Genomic DNA, 14,754 nt, shown 5'->3' with positions numbered 1-14,754 from the left:
CCGCGTTATGGGCCTTATCGGGGTATCTCTGGGGGCATCGGCTTTGGCGCCACCTCAGTTATCGGGCCACCTCAGCTCATGAAGTCGCCGACTATGGCATTGAAGCGTGCGGCCTTCTCGATCTGTGTCCAGTGACCGCAATTGGAGAACAGGTGCAGCTCGGCATTGGGCAGCAGTTCAAAGAGGCGCCTGGACACATCGACCGGGATCACCCGGTCGTCGCGGCCATGGATGACCAGCGTCGGCGCCCGCACCCCGGCAACGTCTTCCTCGCGCGAGGCCAGTGCCCGCAAGGCCGCCTGCCGCGGCTCGGGAAACATCGCCGAAAAGGCTTCCATCACGCCGGCCCGGGTGGTGGCGCGATGGCGGATTTCCGCCAGGTCGTCATTGATCAGCGACTGGTCCCAGGCGAAGATTTTCATCATCTCGCGCATGTTTTCCAGCGTCGCCACATGGCCCCACACCTGGTCGAGTTCGCGGGTAATCGGGAAATCGAGGCCCACCGCCCCCATCAGCACCAGCCGGTCGACCCGTTCGGGAAAGCGCACCGCATAGGCCAGCGCAATGGCACCGCCGAAAGAATTGCCGACGATCGAGATCTTGTCCTCGCCCAACGCGTCGACGAAACCGGCGAAGTGCTCGACCCATCGCTCGGCGGTGAACCTCATGTCGGAGGGCGCATCGGTATAGCCGAAGCCCAGCATGTCCGGCGCGATGCAGCGCAGCCCGTGCGCGGCGACCGGCTCGAGATTGAGCCGCCAGTTCGCCCAGGCCGAAACGCCTGGCCCCGAACCATGAATGAACACCACTGGCCGCCCCTGGCCAACATCGTGATAATTCGTTCCGATGCCGCCAACACTGATCTGGCGGCCGATTTCCCGATTGTCAGGCATGGTCCATTAACCTCTGGAATTGGCCGGACCAGAACAGCAGCGGCGCAACGTCCTCGTCGTGATGAATATCCCTCACATGCCCGATAAACAGCGTGTGATCCCCGGCCGGAACCTCGCTGACCACGTCGGCCAGCAAATGCACCGCCGCGCCCGGCACCACCGGCAGGTCACCGCGCGCCTTGAGGATCTCGGTCAGATCGGGATCGTAGCGGCCGGCAAAATGCAGCGCCGTGCGCTCCATGCCCGCCGCCAGGATGCTGACCGCATAGCGCCCCGAGGCGCGCAGCCGTTCCAGCATCTTGGCCCGGTTGTCGAGCGACACCATGATCAGCGGCGGATCGAGCGACACCGACATGAAGGCATTGGCCGTCAAGCCATGGTCGCCCCCGGCATCGGTCGTGGTGACCACGGTCACGCCGGTGGCAAAGCGCCCGCAGGCTTTTCGCAAGGCTAGCCCGTCAATTTCAGGCATGGAACTCCTCCCAGAGTGGCGACTGGTCCAGCAACATCCACCCCGCGACCAGCGCGGTGGCGTCGGGACAGCCGTGAATAAGATCGGCAAGGTCGCGCCGCCCCTCGCGGCGCAGCCTGCGGATACGCGACGAGGAGACGACCTCGCTGTCCGGGCAGCGCACCGGATCGAACACCTTCACGTCGAAATGCCGCGCCAGGAGTTCCACATCCCCGGTCTGTTGCGCGCCGAAGCGGAAATCGGCGCCGACCAGGATACGCGCCGGGCCGATCCGGCGCAGGCCTTCGATGAAATCCTCGGCACTGCGCTGCCGGTAGGTCTCGGTGAACGAGGCCACCACGATATGGTCCGGCCCGATGGTCGCCATCCGCACCAGCTTCTCGTCCAGCGTCGACAGCTGTTGGACGCCGGTGAAAAACACCCGGGGTGGCGGATCGAAGGTCCAGACCACCGAGGGCAGGCCAAGCGCCCGCGCCTCGGCCACCATCCGTCGTACCAGCGCCTGGTGGCCCAGATGCATGCCGTCGAAGGCGCCGATCGTCACCACGCTCGCCCCCAGCTCCAGCCGCCCTTCGGGCAGCACCTGGGTGCGGACGCCGCAGAAATCACTAAACATAGCCGGACCTCCCGATCAGGGTGGTCCCGGCAGGCGGAGCCCGCCCGCCGGGTGTTTCCTCAGCGGCTCTGGAAGCCGGCAACCAGTCGGTTGACGTCGGTGGGGTTCACCATGTCCGGCGCGGTCCAGCCCGTCAGGTCGTATTCGGACATGTACTGATCGACAAAGGCCCGCATGCGATCGAGGTCGCCCGTCGCCTGCGCGCCGAGCATGGTTTCGATGCGGATGCCCTCATAGCTGCCGGCATAGTTCATTTCGTAGAGCTGGTGGCGCCCCCCGAACTCCGAACCCAATGCATCCCACAACAGCTTGAGCAGCTTCACCCGATCCACCGCCACGATGCCGTTCGAACCGCGCACGAAGCGGTCGAGCAGCGGCCGCAGTTCCTCGTTCTGGAAATCCAGCGCCGAGGACGGCAGGTAGATCAGCCCGGACGCGACATGGCGCTCGATCAGCTCCTTGATGCGGCTATAGGCCATGGGCGCGAACACGCGATAGGCCGAACCCGCATTCATGTCGGGCTGGTAATAGCCGTCGGTGCCGGGCCACAGCGCCGCGCTTTTGACCATGGCGTCCGAAAGGCTCCAGAATAGGTTGCGCCAGGCGATCACCTCGCCCACCGCCGTCTGCGGCCCGCGGAAGGCGCCCGATCCGGTCGCTTCCAAGGCTTTGGAGAACAGGCCCGCGATGAAGTCGAGCTTGACCGCCAATCGGGTGACGCCGTGCAGCGTGAAGCGCGGCGCAAACCCCGATGCGGGCACGAACCCGTTCACGGCCTCGATGTCGCCATAGACGAAGACGTTCTCCCAGGGAACCAGCACCTTGTCGAAGACCAGGATGGCGTCGTTCTCATCGAGACGGCTCGACAGCGGATAGTCGAAGGGCGAGCCCATGACCGCCGCATTCAGTTCATAGGAGGCACGGCTGATCAGCTTGATCCCTTCCGAGCCGATCGGCGCGGTGAAGATCAGGGCGTATTTCTTCTCCTTGATCGGCACCCCGTAATGGGCGACGAAATTGGCGTGGGTCAGGGCCGAGCCGGTGGCGACCACCTTCGCGCCGGACACGATCAGCCCGGCATCGGTTTCCTTCTCCACATGCATGAACACGCCGCCCGCATCCTCGACCGACAGGTGCCGGTCGATCGGCGGATTGACGATGGCGTGGTTCCAGTAGTCCAGCCGCTCCTGGGTGCGCCGATACCAAGAGAGCGCATTATCCTTGTATTCGCGGTAGAACTCCGCATTGGCGCCCAGCGTGCCCAGGAACGAGGCCTTGTAGTCGGGCGCGCGACCCATCCAGCCATAGGCGACGCGCTGCGTCTCGGCGATCGCGTCACGGCCGTCGATCATGTCTTGGATCGATTTGGCGCCCTTGAAGAACGGATGCGTCCAGCCGCCCGAGCCGGTGTCGGTGGGGCGCCCCAGCCGTTCCTTGTTGGCGTTGAGATGGTCGTACCAGCGCGCCACCATGCGCGCCGAGTTGCGGAAGGCGGGGTGGGCACTGACGTCCTTGACCCGCTCGCCATGGATGTAGACGGCTCGCGCGTCACGCAGGCTATCCAGGTATTCGGCCCCGGTATAGGGGGTTACGGTGGAAACGACCTTATCCATTGTCTTGCTCCTTGCAGCCGGCTATTCGGCTGCCGCCGCAGCGGCGGTGGGAAGATCGGGCGTGCCGTAAAGGAAGAATTCCTGGGGCACGGGCGAGCCGTAGAAGATGATGCCCCGATCGAGGTTTTCCTCGGTCCAGGTGCGCGTCTTCCATGCCGGATCGTGGATCAGATAACCGCTGTCGCCGAACAGTTCGACGCGGTTGCCGCCCGGCTCATAGACATACATGAACAGCGCCTGGCTGATGCCGTGCTTGCCCGGACCGGCTTCGACCTTGATGCCACGCTCGGCGAAAACGTCGCCGATATCGCTCAGATGCTGCGGCGCACCATACCAGAAGGCGACATGGTGGAAGCGGCCCTTGGAACCGGAGCGGTCCAGCATGCAGGCGATTTCATGCACCTGCGGGCTGACCGACATCCAGGCGCCTGCCTCGACTTCGCCGCCCAGGATGATGTTCTCGCGCGTCCGGAAGCCCAGCGCGTCTTCATAGAAGCCGCGTGTCGCCGACACGTCCGAGGCCATGATGTTGACGTGATCCAGGCGGCGCACCGGCACGCCGTGCAGCGGGCGACGCTGTGGGCGGTTGATGAGGCAGGACAAGTCCTCTTCCGCGCACTGGAAGTACTCCACGTCCCAGAAGATGCGGTTCATGTGCCCGTCGGGCGTCTGGAACACATAAGCGCGGCCATGGCCGAAATCACCCTCGATCCATCCCTTGCCCAGGCCCGTGGCCTCGATGGCCTTGGCCCGCCGCTCCAGCGCCTGCGGCGAGAACGAACGCCAGCCCATATGACCGAGACCCGGCTTATCGCGATATGTGATGGTCAAGGACCGGGCATAGAAGTCCTCATAGGCGCGCATATGCACCGAATTGCCTTCGCGCGCCGTGACCGACATGCCCAGCAGGTCACGAAAAAATCCGACCGTGGCGTCCACGTCCGGCGAATACATCTCCACATGGGCCAGTTGGGCCACGTCGTGGATGGGTTCCTTGTAGGTCATTTCCACTCCTCCTTTGAAATTGACTGAACAGGCGGTTCTGAATCGGCCGTTTTCCTCCCGGCGCTCAGCCCGCTTTCGGCGTATCGGCCTCCTTGGCCCGCCTCTCGGCGATCGACAGGCCTCCGATTGCCCAGTGTTCGGCGGGCAATTCGCGGATCGCGATGCGGATCGTCTCCCGTGGCGCGGCAATGGCGCGCTCGACGGCTCCGGTGACTTCCGAGAGCAGCGCCCGCTTCTGTTCCGGGCTGCGTCCCTCGATGATGGTGATTTCGACTAGCGGCATGGGTCTTCTCCTCTCACACGACCGAAAAACCGACCCGGCCGAGCGACTGCATCTCGGCCTCGACCTGCATGCCGGCCTCAAGCGGCACCGCCGCCGTGGCCGCGCCCGCCAGCACGATATCGCCGGCTTCCAGCACATGGCCCGCGCGCGCGGTCATCTCCGCCGCGGCGACGAGCGCCCGCAGCGGATGCCCCAGGATCGCCGCCGACGAACCGATCTCGCGCGGCCGGCCATCGATGCTGAGCACGATGCCCAGATTGGCGACATCCAGGTCGGGCCGGGCATAGGGGCCCAGGAAGAAGGCGGCGGACGAAGAATTGTCGGCCACCACATCGCCCAGCGAGAAGCGGAAGTTCTCGTAGCGCGAGTCGATGATCTCGATGGCGGGCGCCACCGCCTCGATGGCGAGCGCCGCTTCGACCAGACTCACCGTGCCGGTCAGCCGGCGCTTGAGGATGAAGGCGATTTCAGGCTCGGCACGCGGGTGGATGAAATCGGCACGAACCAGACTCCCGCCCTCCTCCCGCCGCATGGCGTCGGTCAGCCGGCCCCAGGTCACTTCATCGACGCCCACCTGCGCCATCTTGGCGCGACTGGTGAGGCCCATCTTGACGCCGATCACCCGCTCGCCGCGACGGCGGCGCAATTCGATCCCCATCGCCTGCACGGCATAGCCGGTGGCGGCATCGAACTGCTCGGCTTCGGGCATCTGATGGGTGGCCGTGGCCGTCCGGATCGCCTGGTCCAGCCGTTCGGCGGTCGCCGCAAGTGCGGTCATGACGTCGCCTCCTGCGCGGCGATCAGATCGAGCGCCACATCGACGATCATGTCTTCCTGGCCGCCGATCATCTTGCGGCGGCCCAGCTCGACCAGGATGCTCGAAGCGGGAATGCCATAATCCTTGGCCGCCTTTTCGGCATGGCGCAGGAAGCTGGAGTAGACGCCGGCATAGCCCAGCATCAGGCTTTCGCGGTCGACCCGCACCGGCCGATCCATCAGCGGCCGCACCAGATCGTCGGCAGCTGCGGACAGCTTGGCGAAATCGCAGCCCGTCTTCATGCCCAGCCGGTCGAACACCGCGACCAGCGCCTCGATGGGCGCATTGCCGGCCCCCGCGCCGAGCCCGGCGAGCGAGCCATCGACCCGCACCGCCCCGGCCCGCACCCCGGCCACCGCATTGGCAACGCCATGATGCAGGTTTTCATGGGTATGGATGCCCACTTCGGTCTGCGGTGCGAGCCCCGTCCGCAGCGCCGCGACGCGGGCGGTGACATCCTCGGGCAGCATGGCGCCGGAGCTGTCCACCACATAGACGCATTCCGCGCCATAGCTTTCCATCAGCCTGGCCTGTTCCAGCAGCGCCTCGGGCGAGGTCATATGCGCCATCATCAGGAAGCAGGCCGTGTCATAGCCCAGGTCGCGCGCCACCTTGATATGCTGGCGCGACACGTCGGCCTCGGTGCAATGGGTGGCGATGCGCACCGAGCGGGCGCCGGCGGCGTACGCCGCCTTGAGGTCGTCGGCGAGCCCGATGCCGGGCACCAGCAGCACGGTGATGCGTGCATTCTTGACCGCGCTCGCGGCCGCTTCGATCCATTCCAGATCGGAATGGCTGCCGAAACCATAGTTGAAGGACGAGCCGGACAGCCCGTCGCCATGCGTGACCTCCAGCGCGTCGACGCCCGCCTTGTCGAGCGCGCCGGCCACCTGGGCCACCGCATCGAGATCGGCCTGATGGCGCAGGGCATGCATGCCGTCGCGCAGCGTCACGTCCTGGATATAGAGGCGGGATTTATCGGTGATCGCCATGTCAGGCCACCTTTCCAGTCTGCGCCCGGACCCAGCTTTCCGCCGTGGCCTTGGCCGCCGAGGTCATGATGTCGAGATTGCCGGCATAGGTCGGGAAGTAGTCGCCATTGCCTTCCACCTCGATGAAGATCGAGGTCTTGAGGCCCGACACCTTGCCGACACCCGGCACGTTGAGCGGGGCATTGTCGCCGATCCGCTCGAACTGCACCTGTTGCTTGAGCCGGTAGCCGGGCACATAGCTCTGCACCTGCTCGACCATGCGCTCGATGCTCTCGCGGATCGCCTCTTCGCTGCCCCCCTCGCTGAGGGCGAACACCGTGTCGCGCATCAGCATCGGCGGCTCGGCCGGATTGAGCACGATGATCGCCTTGCCACGCTCGGCGCCGCCCACCTTTTCGATGGCTCGGCTGGTGGTCTGGGTGAATTCGTCGATATTGGCGCGCGTCCCCGGTCCCGCCGATCGCGAGGACACCGACGCCACGATCTCGGCATAAAGCAGCCGGTCGACCGCGCGCCGCACCGCATGCACCATGGGAATGGTCGCCTGCCCGCCGCAAGTCACCATGTTGAGCGCCGTCGCCGTCCGGTTTTCTTCCAGATTGACCGGCGGCACCACGAAGGGACCGATGGCGGCTGGGGTGAGATCGATGACCTGCTTGCCATCGGCGATCAGCACCGGATGGTGCACCTTGTGCGCATAGGCCGAGGTCGCATCCATGACGATGGAAATATCCCCGTAACCCGGCAGGGCGCGCAGCCCGTCCAGCCCCTCATGCGTCGTCGCCACGCCCAGCGTGCGCGCGCGGGACAACCCGTCGCTTTCAGGGTCGATGCCGACCATCGCCGCCATTTCGAGCTCGTTGGAGCCCTTGAGTATCTTCATCATCAGGTCGGTGCCGATATTGCCCGAACCGATGATCGCCACCTTGTGCGCCATGGTCATTCCTCCCCTCTGGCAAAGCGGGCGCTGACTTCGCCCAGCCCGTTGATGGCCACGCGGAAGGCGTCGCCCGGACGGACCGCCACCATCGGGCCCAGCGCGCCCGACAGGATCACGTCCCCGGCGCCGAGCGGGCGGCCGACCTGCGCCATGCGGCGCGCCAGCCAGAGCGAGGCGATCAGTGGATTGCCCATACAGGCGGCCCCGGCGCCGAAGCTGACCGGCTCGCCGGCCCGCTCCATCACCATGCCGCATAGCCGCGGCTCGAAATCGGCCAGCCGGACGGGGCGCGAACCGAGGACATAGACCCCCGAGGACGCATTGTCGGCGATGGTGTCGAGAATGCCGATCTTCCAGTCGCGGATGCGGCTGTCGACGATTTCCATGGCGGGCAGCGCATGGTCGATGGCGCGGATCAGCTCGCTGGCCGTGATGTCCTCGCCCGGCAGATCGCGCCCCAGGACGAACGCCACTTCGGCTTCGACCTTGGGCTGGATCAACAGGCCCGCCGGAATGGTCTGCCCATCGGCATATTCCATATCGGCGAACAGCATGCCGTAATCGGGCTGGTCGACGCCCAGTTGCGCCTGCACCGCTTCGGAGGTGAGGCCGATCTTGCGGCCGACGAGACGCCGCCCCTCGCCGAGCGCGGCCTTGGTCACTTCTTCCTGCACGGCATAGGCGGCGTCGATGCCGGCCCCCGCGCCCAGCTCGGGCCTGATCGGGGCGATCGGCGCGCGATGGCGCGCGGCATTGGCAAGGGCGCTGGCGGCCTGGCGGATTGCGTCTTCCATCCCCGCCCCCTAGAGCTTCACGCAGATATTGGCGCGCTCGGTATAGAATTCGAGCGAATGCTCGCCGCCCTCGCGGCCGATGCCGGACTTCTTGGACCCGCCGAAGGCGGTGCGCAGGTCGCGCAGGAACCACGAATTGACCCAGACCAGCCCGACCTCGATCTGCGGCGCCACCCGATGCGCCCGCGACAGGTTCTCGGTCCAGATGGCGCTGCACAGGCCGTAGTCGCTGTCATTGGCCAGCGCGATCACTTCCTCTTCGCTGTCGAAGGGGCGGATATGGCAGCAGGGGCCAAAGATCTCCTCGCGGATGATCGGGCTGGTGTCGGGAAGGCCGGTCCAGATCGTCGGCTGGATGAAAAAGCCCCCATCCCGCTCGTCGCCGAATTGCGGCACGCCGCCGCCGGTGACGACCGTCGCGCCTTCTTCCTCAGCCAGGCGATAATAGGATAGGACCTTGTCGCGATGCTCCTCCGAGACCAGCGGCCCCATGCTCACGCCGGGTGTGTCGGGACCGCCCAGGACCAGGCCCTCGGCGCCCTTTTTCAGCCGGGACACGAACTCGCCATAGACCGAGCGCTCGACATAGACCCGCTCGGTGCCCAGGCACACCTGGCCACAATTGGAAAACGCCGACTGCATGGTACCCGCAACCGCCTTGTCCAGGTCGGCATCGGCAAAGACGATGGCGGCGTTCTTGCCGCCCAGCTCGAAGGAAATATCGCGCAGACCGACAGCGGCCTGCTTCATGATGGCTTCGCCGGTGCGCGTCTCGCCGGTGAAGGTGATGCCATCCACCAGCGGATGCTGGGTCAGGAACTCGCCGGCCGAATTGGGGCCAAAGCCGTGAATGACGTTATAGACGCCCTTGGGAATACCGACCGCATTCATCACCTCACCCAGAAGCGTGGCGGTGTGCGGCGTGATTTCGGATGGCTTGACAACCACCGTATTGCCGCAGGCCATGGCCGGTCCGACTTTCCAGGTCATCAGCAGCAGCGGCAGGTTCCACGGGCTGATGACCGCGATCACCCCCTTGGGGCGATGGACGCCATAATTGATGGCGCGACCGCCATCGGGCGTGGCGGTCTCGAAAAACTCCGCACCCAGATTCTTGATCATGTCGGCGAAGGTAGCGAAATTGGCGCCGCCGCGCGGAATATCCACCATCCGGGCAAGGCTTCTCGGCTTGCCGGTATCGGCAATTTCCGCCTCGAGAAAATCGTCGAACCGGTCATTGATGGCGCGCGACAGGTCCTGCAACAGCCCGGCGCGCTCGACCACGGTCATCTTGCCCCAGGGGCCGGACAGCGCCGCCTTGGCCGCCCGCACGGCGCGATCGACATCCTCGCGGCCGGCCTCGTGCACCTTGGCAATGACGCTGCCGCTGACGGGCGAGATCTTCTCGAACATCCGTCCCGAGGTAGCCGGGACATAGGCGCCGTCGATGAACAACCCATGTTCGGGCAGAATTGGTTGCTGCAGCATCTTGTCTCTCCTCCCAGGTACGGTTCGGTCTCGTGCCTGCGCCGCTCTGTCCAAATTGATGGCGGATCAAAATCGTTTCGTCAACATCAAAAACGTTTTTGTAAATCTCACTACCAATTTGCCTTCGGAAATCGTTGATTTATCGCAGTCGTCGGCATAGGTTTGGCGAGTGTCTCACTGTCTTGGTCACCATGGTCATCGATACCCGTCCCACCACCAAACCAACGGCAATTGAAGCCGTGCGCACCGAGCTGAAGCGGCAGATCCTGAGTTTCGAACTGCCGCCGGGGGCGCATCTGCTGGTCGACAATCTCCGCCGCGAGTTTGACGTTTCCACCGCCACGATGCGCGAGGCGCTGTCGCGGCTCCTGATCGACAACCTGGTGACGACGGAGCGCCAACGCGGCTTTCGCGTGCGAGAGTTGAGCTATGACGACTTCCGAAATATCAGCGAGGCCCGCAAGATCATCGAAGTTGGCGCGCTACGCTCATCGCTCGCGCATCGCGACGACAATTGGGAAGGCAATCTCTTCGCGGCCTATCGCAAGCTGAAGCTCATCGAGGACAGAATGCTCACTGAGGAGAATCTTGAGCTCGCCACAGAGTGGCATCAGCGCAACAAGGTTTTCCACGATTGCCTCGTGCAGAATTGCCGCAACAGCTGGTTGATCGATTTCCGGCAGCTTCTGCACGAGCACAGCAATCGCTATCTGCGTCTCGCGCTCAAGAATAATCGCAAGCATCGCGATGTCCGCAAGGAGCACGCGGCTATTTTCGAATCCGCCATCGAGGGAGACGTGGAGCGCTGCGTAAACCTGATCGAGGCCCATATCGACACTTCTGTCAACGACGTCGCGGAATACCTTCCCCGATCAGCCGAGGAGTTGGTGCGCACGCTCGATGGAGAGTCCAAGAAACCCGCGGGGACGGTATCATCCGGCTGAAAATACGACCAGGCTCCTGAACCAGCGGCGATTTTTACGTCGCTGTCATAGCGACAGACCGAGGACGCAGACACATCCGCTGACGGGGTCACCCCGCCCTGCGCCAGTCACGGAAATCCAGAACCTCCGACGATCCACCGCTGGCAACAAAGCCCTCAAACGCGTTTTCTTCCATTCCGCCTTCGACGCTCTCGTAGACCCGGAAAGCCGCGCCTTCTACGACCGAAAGAGAACCGAGGGAAAACGTCATAACCAGGCAGTCATCGCCCTCGCGCGACGGCGCCTAAACGTCGTCTGGGCAATCCTCGAAACAAGGACGCGTTCAACCCAAGATCGTGTCCCAGGATGTGGTGTAGCTGGATTTCATAGCCATCGGTGATTTCCGGTAGGGTCGGGTTGCTTAGAGCCAACCTGAAGGACACCACCGATGACCGACGACATGATGAACCTGCGCTCACTCGTTGAGAAGAGCGCCGATGCCGATTTGCTGCGCGAGATGATCGGCTTTGCAGCCGAGAAGCTGATGGCGCTGGAGGTGAGCGCGAAGACGGGCGCTGGATACGGCGAGAAGAATGGCTTCCGACTGGCCCAACGTAACGGTTATCGCGACCGGGATTGGGAGACACGGGCGGGCACCGTCGAGCTTCGCATTCCCAAGCTTCGCACAGGCAGCTATTTCCCGAGCTTTCTCGAACCACGCCGCATGGCAGAGAAGGCCCTGACGGCGGTTATCCAAGAGGCTTACATCCAAGGCGTTTCGACCCGATCCGTCGATGATCTCGTCAAGGCCATGGGCATAAGCGGCATCTCCAAAAGCCAGGTCTCCCGGAGCTCTTCTACAGTTTCCTAGCCGCCAACATCCTCATGCTCGTCTACGCGCTGTTTGCCGATTCCGTCGCCGGTTTGCCCTCCGGCCCAAATGTGCTCGTCCCCCTGGCTTCGATCACGCTCATGGCCGTCGGGTATGCCTGTACGCACGTCGCAATGGCAATGGCGCCGGCATGTTCCCGTCGTGACGACGGGTAAGGGGCTACCTCAACACCGAGGATCGCCATCGAAAACCAGCCATGGGGTCGTAAGCCCCGATAGCCTGACTATCCCAATCGCGCGAACATGACGATCAACGGTGTCTCATCCCATGTTGAGGGGGCCTCTTGCATTGGAAAGTTCCGCAATCGAACTCCGCGCCTTTCTGATCCGATGTCGCTCCCCCGGGATTATCGCGGCGGCTCTTTCAGCCATTCGATATATCCCGCGACCCGATCAACGGCGGCGACAAGCTCGGCCTGAGTGATATTGCGCAGTCGTTCCCACGGAATGACCTCAATCGATGAGCCGACACCAATGCGTAATCCGTCGGGCCAGAAGCCGAGTCTGACCTCCGTCGTCCGCAGCCTCTTACGATGTTCGAAAATCCGATCCGTGGCTGCGCGCAGCATGTCTATTTCGATGACGTCGGACGCGGCCGATGGACGAAGCGGCTGCTCTTCGCTCATGTTTCCCTCGCTGCACTCTCGATCAACGGGCCAACGCCGATCATCGAGTGGTCCGTCCTCGATCAATGACCTGGCATTCGGAGCGGCTTTTCGATCTCTGCCATCACCCCTCAAGAGCCAGTTGGGCTGATCCGGCAGTTCCCTCGCCGGATTGCAATTGCGACACATGATCGTCTGCTAGCCTGACGCTTTCCTTAAATATAGGTTGGATGCAGGCCGGAGAACAGCGGAGTCGACCCCCTCCGGTTTGATCCAAGAAATAGAGAGAACGCTTCGATCATCGTGCTCATGGTCGGACGTCAGATCATCGCCTTCAACGAAGGCAATTTGGTCACCTTCGTCCAGCTCTGCCCAGAAACCGTCTGTCCCAATGAGCAGTGGGCGATCATCCAACTCGATAATGGTCAGTTCGGGAGCAATAAAGCGCTTCGAACGGTAACTTCGCGTGAGGACATGACGCGCAAGTTCCTTGCCCAGAATTTCGATCGGGACAGGGGTGAGTGCGTTTTCGAGTGTATGCGGCTGCAGGATCCACGTTGTCCGTCCATCATCTCGACTGCCGACAAGGCAATCGCCTGCATGCAACACGAGGACCGGTTGCGCCGGATCTACGTACAGAAGGGCGTAACTTGCTGAGTCGTACGGGAAGTTCTCCGCGAGTGCTATGTGCATTGCACGCAGCTGCTCTGTCATGGTTTCTGCGGTCACCGCCGCGGCCTCCGCAACGAACCAGTCCACCATTCGTCGCGAGATTTCATGGGCAAATTGGCCACTTGTCGGTCCCGACGTCGATCCATCCAGAACGATTATCAGGATAGAATTGCCCCGAATGCCCACACCGGCATGATCGCGGTTATCGGCTGTTCTCGTGCCTTGCTGAGAATGCCAGGTAATCTGGTAGCCCATGTCAGTCAGCGCCGAGATGGCTTATGGCCATCAGGCGATCGTAGACGATGTCAACGCGACCGGCGGGCCCTCGAATGTTCCCTTCGAGAAAATGTTCGAAGCTAGGATCTGCGAGCAAACCGGTCATTTGTCCGGCGATATAGATCCGGACCTCGGTCTCGGTTGCCGTGATTTCCTCAACGAGTTCGTCCCGCCCATCGACGAGCAGGAGAATATCCTCAGCGTCACGGCTTCCGATGAGGTCCCCTTCTCCTCGTCCTCGGTATGCCTCAAACTTGGTTGCGATGAACAAGGCAGGCGTGAGGTGCCGGATTACGAGCGTCTCCTCGAGCAACGCCGGGATCGATGTTTCAATCCCCTTGGCGTACCAGCGGTTGGTGAAGCCGAGGATCGTCTCGTCGTCCGGCATAAAGTCGACTTTGAGCTCGCCGAGTTTCATGCGGCAGATGACATCGTCGTCCGGCGCTTCGGAGAAGCCGCGGTCGCGTAACCGCTCCATCAGTTCCGTCCACTCCGCGAAGCCAGCAATATCTACGACCAGATCGACATCGTCGGTCGCCCTGACGCCTTCAAGCGTGACGGGGTCGGTTATGTAAAGGGCCGTTGTGCAGCCGCCGACAAAGACCACTTGTTCACGGAGCTCGTCACCAAGCGCTTTGGCGACGGTCTTCAGCATTTCCTTCAGTTGGCCCTGGATCGTCATCCCAACCTCTTTGTCAACAAGTCAGCGGCCAGACTGGCCTCCCGCTGATTGCCAAGGCGAATAGCATCGATAAGAGCGAGATAGGCGTAAAGACGTTCATCCTTCGCGGCTGCGTCCGGTACGGATTTAAAGAGCGGCTCGACCGATTGACCCATTTCCTTGCCATGAGCGTAGGGCCACACGCTGATGAGGCTGCCGGCGCTGTGCAGGAATTCTTTAAGAACAGGCGCCGCAAAGGCAGTGGGCAAGCCGCGCTGCATGGCACCTGCCTTTGCGGGGAAAACGAACTTCAAGCCGTGGACGATGAATTGGCGCAGATGACGCCGGCTTGGCTTCGGTCGACCGGTCCTCCGGTCCTTGACTGCTATGCCCGATGCGATACTGCGCTTGATCGACGCGCCGATCTCGGTCTTGCTAATCCCGAGCGCGGCTTCGAGACCGCGCACGGAATATGGATCTTCTCCTGCCGCGAGTTCTGGAGATGGCGGCAACTGGCCCGAATTATGCTGGTCATCCTCCAAACTCACCAGCTTGAGCAAGACGACTATATCCTGGCTTTTCATCATCACGCCCCACCCTTGTCCTTTGTCCTTTGTCCTCGGACTGCGGACAGTTAACCATGTAACGAGCTGCGCCGTCAACGTCCCAGATCGGTGAGGTACTTCAAGTCCAGCTTGGCCACGCATGACCTGCCAATGGAACTCCCAATATCCATGCATCGGACGTAATTGCCATCTTCTTCTACCGAGAGAATGAATCTCGAACGTATCCGCACGCGCGAAGGCACATTAA

At 62.9% G+C, this 14,754-nt stretch carries 16 protein-coding genes and 2 pseudogenes; 3 read left to right on the top strand and 15 right to left on the bottom strand.

The window, feature by feature from the left end; genetic code table 11:
- Positions 1-71: 71 nt before the first annotated feature.
- The 11 genes from MIC97_RS21775 to MIC97_RS21725 form a co-directional block, all read right to left on the bottom strand.
- Positions 72-893 carry an alpha/beta hydrolase gene (locus MIC97_RS21775; RefSeq protein WP_239802023.1) on the bottom strand — a complete coding sequence of 274 codons (822 nt, stop codon included), beginning with the start codon at positions 891-893 and terminating at the stop codon, positions 72-74.
- A complete protein-coding gene (locus MIC97_RS21770) occupies positions 886-1,365 on the bottom strand; it encodes a flavin reductase family protein (RefSeq protein ID WP_239802022.1) in 480 nt (159 codons plus the stop codon). The genes MIC97_RS21775 and MIC97_RS21770 overlap by 8 nt, the downstream gene beginning before the upstream one ends.
- Positions 1,358-1,981, bottom strand: coding sequence for an FAD synthetase family protein (locus MIC97_RS21765; protein ID WP_239802021.1), 624 nt, complete (start codon positions 1,979-1,981; stop codon positions 1,358-1,360). Before MIC97_RS21765 ends, MIC97_RS21770 begins: the two co-directional genes overlap by 8 nt.
- Positions 1,982-2,040: 59 nt before the next feature.
- Positions 2,041-3,594: a 4-hydroxyphenylacetate 3-hydroxylase N-terminal domain-containing protein gene (locus tag MIC97_RS21760; RefSeq protein WP_239802020.1), complete on the bottom strand. Its 1,554-nt coding sequence runs from the start codon at positions 3,592-3,594 to the stop codon at positions 2,041-2,043.
- Between the two features lie 21 nt (positions 3,595-3,615).
- Positions 3,616-4,599: a catechol 2,3-dioxygenase gene (locus MIC97_RS21755; RefSeq protein ID WP_239802019.1), complete on the bottom strand. Its 984-nt coding sequence runs from the start codon at positions 4,597-4,599 to the stop codon at positions 3,616-3,618.
- Positions 4,600-4,663: 64 nt separating this feature from the next.
- Positions 4,664-4,882: a 2-hydroxymuconate tautomerase gene (locus MIC97_RS21750; RefSeq protein WP_239802018.1), complete on the bottom strand. Its 219-nt coding sequence runs from the start codon at positions 4,880-4,882 to the stop codon at positions 4,664-4,666.
- Between the two features lie 13 nt (positions 4,883-4,895).
- The gene (locus MIC97_RS21745) at positions 4,896-5,660 is read right to left on the bottom strand and encodes a fumarylacetoacetate hydrolase family protein (RefSeq protein ID WP_239802017.1); all 765 of its coding nucleotides are present in this window, start codon (positions 5,658-5,660) and stop codon (positions 4,896-4,898) included.
- Positions 5,657-6,691 carry a 4-hydroxy-2-oxovalerate aldolase gene (gene dmpG / locus MIC97_RS21740; RefSeq protein ID WP_239802016.1) on the bottom strand — a complete coding sequence of 345 codons (1,035 nt, stop codon included), beginning with the start codon at positions 6,689-6,691 and terminating at the stop codon, positions 5,657-5,659. The genes MIC97_RS21745 and dmpG overlap by 4 nt, the downstream gene beginning before the upstream one ends.
- Position 6,692: 1 nt before the next feature.
- Positions 6,693-7,634 (bottom strand): acetaldehyde dehydrogenase (acetylating), encoded by a 942-nt coding sequence (locus tag MIC97_RS21735; RefSeq protein ID WP_239802015.1) that lies wholly within the window; start codon positions 7,632-7,634, stop codon positions 6,693-6,695.
- Positions 7,631-8,425, bottom strand: a complete 795-nt coding sequence (locus MIC97_RS21730; protein WP_239802014.1) for a fumarylacetoacetate hydrolase family protein — start codon at positions 8,423-8,425, stop codon at positions 7,631-7,633. Before MIC97_RS21730 ends, MIC97_RS21735 begins: the two co-directional genes overlap by 4 nt.
- Before the next feature lie 9 nt (positions 8,426-8,434).
- A complete protein-coding gene (locus MIC97_RS21725; RefSeq protein ID WP_239802013.1) occupies positions 8,435-9,913 on the bottom strand; it encodes a 2-hydroxymuconic semialdehyde dehydrogenase in 1,479 nt (492 codons plus the stop codon).
- 191 nt (positions 9,914-10,104) lie between these two features.
- Here MIC97_RS21725 and MIC97_RS21720 point away from each other — a divergent pair, with 191 nt between their 5' ends.
- The 3 genes and pseudogenes from MIC97_RS21720 to MIC97_RS21710 all read left to right on the top strand — a co-directional run.
- Complete coding sequence (locus MIC97_RS21720) at positions 10,105-10,857, top strand: GntR family transcriptional regulator (protein ID WP_239802012.1); 753 nt, start codon at positions 10,105-10,107, stop codon at positions 10,855-10,857.
- A 142-nt stretch (positions 10,858-10,999) separates the two neighbouring features.
- Positions 11,000-11,236: pseudogene (locus tag MIC97_RS21715) on the top strand (hypothetical protein); the annotation flags it as partial.
- Positions 11,237-11,284: 48 nt separating this feature from the next.
- Positions 11,285-11,686 (top strand): annotated as a pseudogene (locus tag MIC97_RS21710) (transposase); the annotation flags it as partial.
- Between the two features lie 388 nt (positions 11,687-12,074).
- Here the strand turns inward: MIC97_RS21710 and MIC97_RS21705 are convergent.
- The 4 genes from MIC97_RS21705 to MIC97_RS21690 form a co-directional block, all read right to left on the bottom strand.
- Positions 12,075-12,353 carry a hypothetical protein gene (locus MIC97_RS21705; protein ID WP_239802011.1) on the bottom strand — a complete coding sequence of 93 codons (279 nt, stop codon included), beginning with the start codon at positions 12,351-12,353 and terminating at the stop codon, positions 12,075-12,077.
- Between the two features lie 177 nt (positions 12,354-12,530).
- Positions 12,531-13,259: a hypothetical protein gene (locus MIC97_RS21700; RefSeq protein ID WP_239802010.1), complete on the bottom strand. Its 729-nt coding sequence runs from the start codon at positions 13,257-13,259 to the stop codon at positions 12,531-12,533.
- A 1-nt stretch (position 13,260) separates the two neighbouring features.
- The gene (locus MIC97_RS21695) at positions 13,261-13,962 is read right to left on the bottom strand and encodes a hypothetical protein (RefSeq protein ID WP_239802009.1); all 702 of its coding nucleotides are present in this window, start codon (positions 13,960-13,962) and stop codon (positions 13,261-13,263) included.
- A complete protein-coding gene (locus MIC97_RS21690) occupies positions 13,959-14,525 on the bottom strand; it encodes a hypothetical protein (RefSeq protein WP_239802061.1) in 567 nt (188 codons plus the stop codon). The genes MIC97_RS21695 and MIC97_RS21690 overlap by 4 nt, the downstream gene beginning before the upstream one ends.
- Between the last annotated feature and the right edge of the window lie 229 nt (positions 14,526-14,754).

The organism is Aquamicrobium sp. NLF2-7, assembly GCF_022359935.1.
In the GTDB taxonomy this organism is placed as follows: Bacteria; Pseudomonadota; Alphaproteobacteria; order Rhizobiales; family Rhizobiaceae; genus Mesorhizobium; species Mesorhizobium lusatiense.
Note: the sequence above shows the minus strand (reverse complement) of the source record. Positions and strands in the feature narration are given on the sequence as shown.

Bases quoted from the DNA above. Each gene is read 5' to 3' on its own strand.
- MIC97_RS21695 (WP_239802009.1), bottom strand. From the start codon at position 13,962: ATGACGATCCAGGGCCAACTGAAGGAAATGCTGAAGACCGTCGCCAAA.
- dmpG (WP_239802016.1), bottom strand. From the start codon at position 6,691: ATGGCGATCACCGATAAATCCCGCCTCTATATCCAGGACGTGACGCTG.
- MIC97_RS21745 (WP_239802017.1), bottom strand. From the start codon at position 5,660: ATGACCGCACTTGCGGCGACCGCCGAACGGCTGGACCAGGCGATCCGG.
- MIC97_RS21735 (WP_239802015.1), bottom strand. From the start codon at position 7,634: ATGACCATGGCGCACAAGGTGGCGATCATCGGTTCGGGCAATATCGGC.
- MIC97_RS21775 (WP_239802023.1), bottom strand. From the start codon at position 893: ATGCCTGACAATCGGGAAATCGGCCGCCAGATCAGTGTTGGCGGCATC.
- MIC97_RS21730 (WP_239802014.1), bottom strand. From the start codon at position 8,425: ATGGAAGACGCAATCCGCCAGGCCGCCAGCGCCCTTGCCAATGCCGCG.
- MIC97_RS21690 (WP_239802061.1), bottom strand. From the start codon at position 14,525: ATGAAAAGCCAGGATATAGTCGTCTTGCTCAAGCTGGTGAGTTTGGAG.
- MIC97_RS21705 (WP_239802011.1), bottom strand. From the start codon at position 12,353: ATGAGCGAAGAGCAGCCGCTTCGTCCATCGGCCGCGTCCGACGTCATC.
- MIC97_RS21765 (WP_239802021.1), bottom strand. From the start codon at position 1,981: ATGTTTAGTGATTTCTGCGGCGTCCGCACCCAGGTGCTGCCCGAAGGG.
- MIC97_RS21755 (WP_239802019.1), bottom strand. From the start codon at position 4,599: ATGACCTACAAGGAACCCATCCACGACGTGGCCCAACTGGCCCATGTG.
- MIC97_RS21750 (WP_239802018.1), bottom strand. From the start codon at position 4,882: ATGCCGCTAGTCGAAATCACCATCATCGAGGGACGCAGCCCGGAACAG.
- MIC97_RS21770 (WP_239802022.1), bottom strand. From the start codon at position 1,365: ATGCCTGAAATTGACGGGCTAGCCTTGCGAAAAGCCTGCGGGCGCTTT.
- MIC97_RS21720 (WP_239802012.1), top strand. From the start codon at position 10,105: ATGGTCATCGATACCCGTCCCACCACCAAACCAACGGCAATTGAAGCC.
- MIC97_RS21725 (WP_239802013.1), bottom strand. From the start codon at position 9,913: ATGCTGCAGCAACCAATTCTGCCCGAACATGGGTTGTTCATCGACGGC.
- MIC97_RS21760 (WP_239802020.1), bottom strand. From the start codon at position 3,594: ATGGATAAGGTCGTTTCCACCGTAACCCCCTATACCGGGGCCGAATAC.
- MIC97_RS21700 (WP_239802010.1), bottom strand. From the start codon at position 13,259: ATGGGCTACCAGATTACCTGGCATTCTCAGCAAGGCACGAGAACAGCC.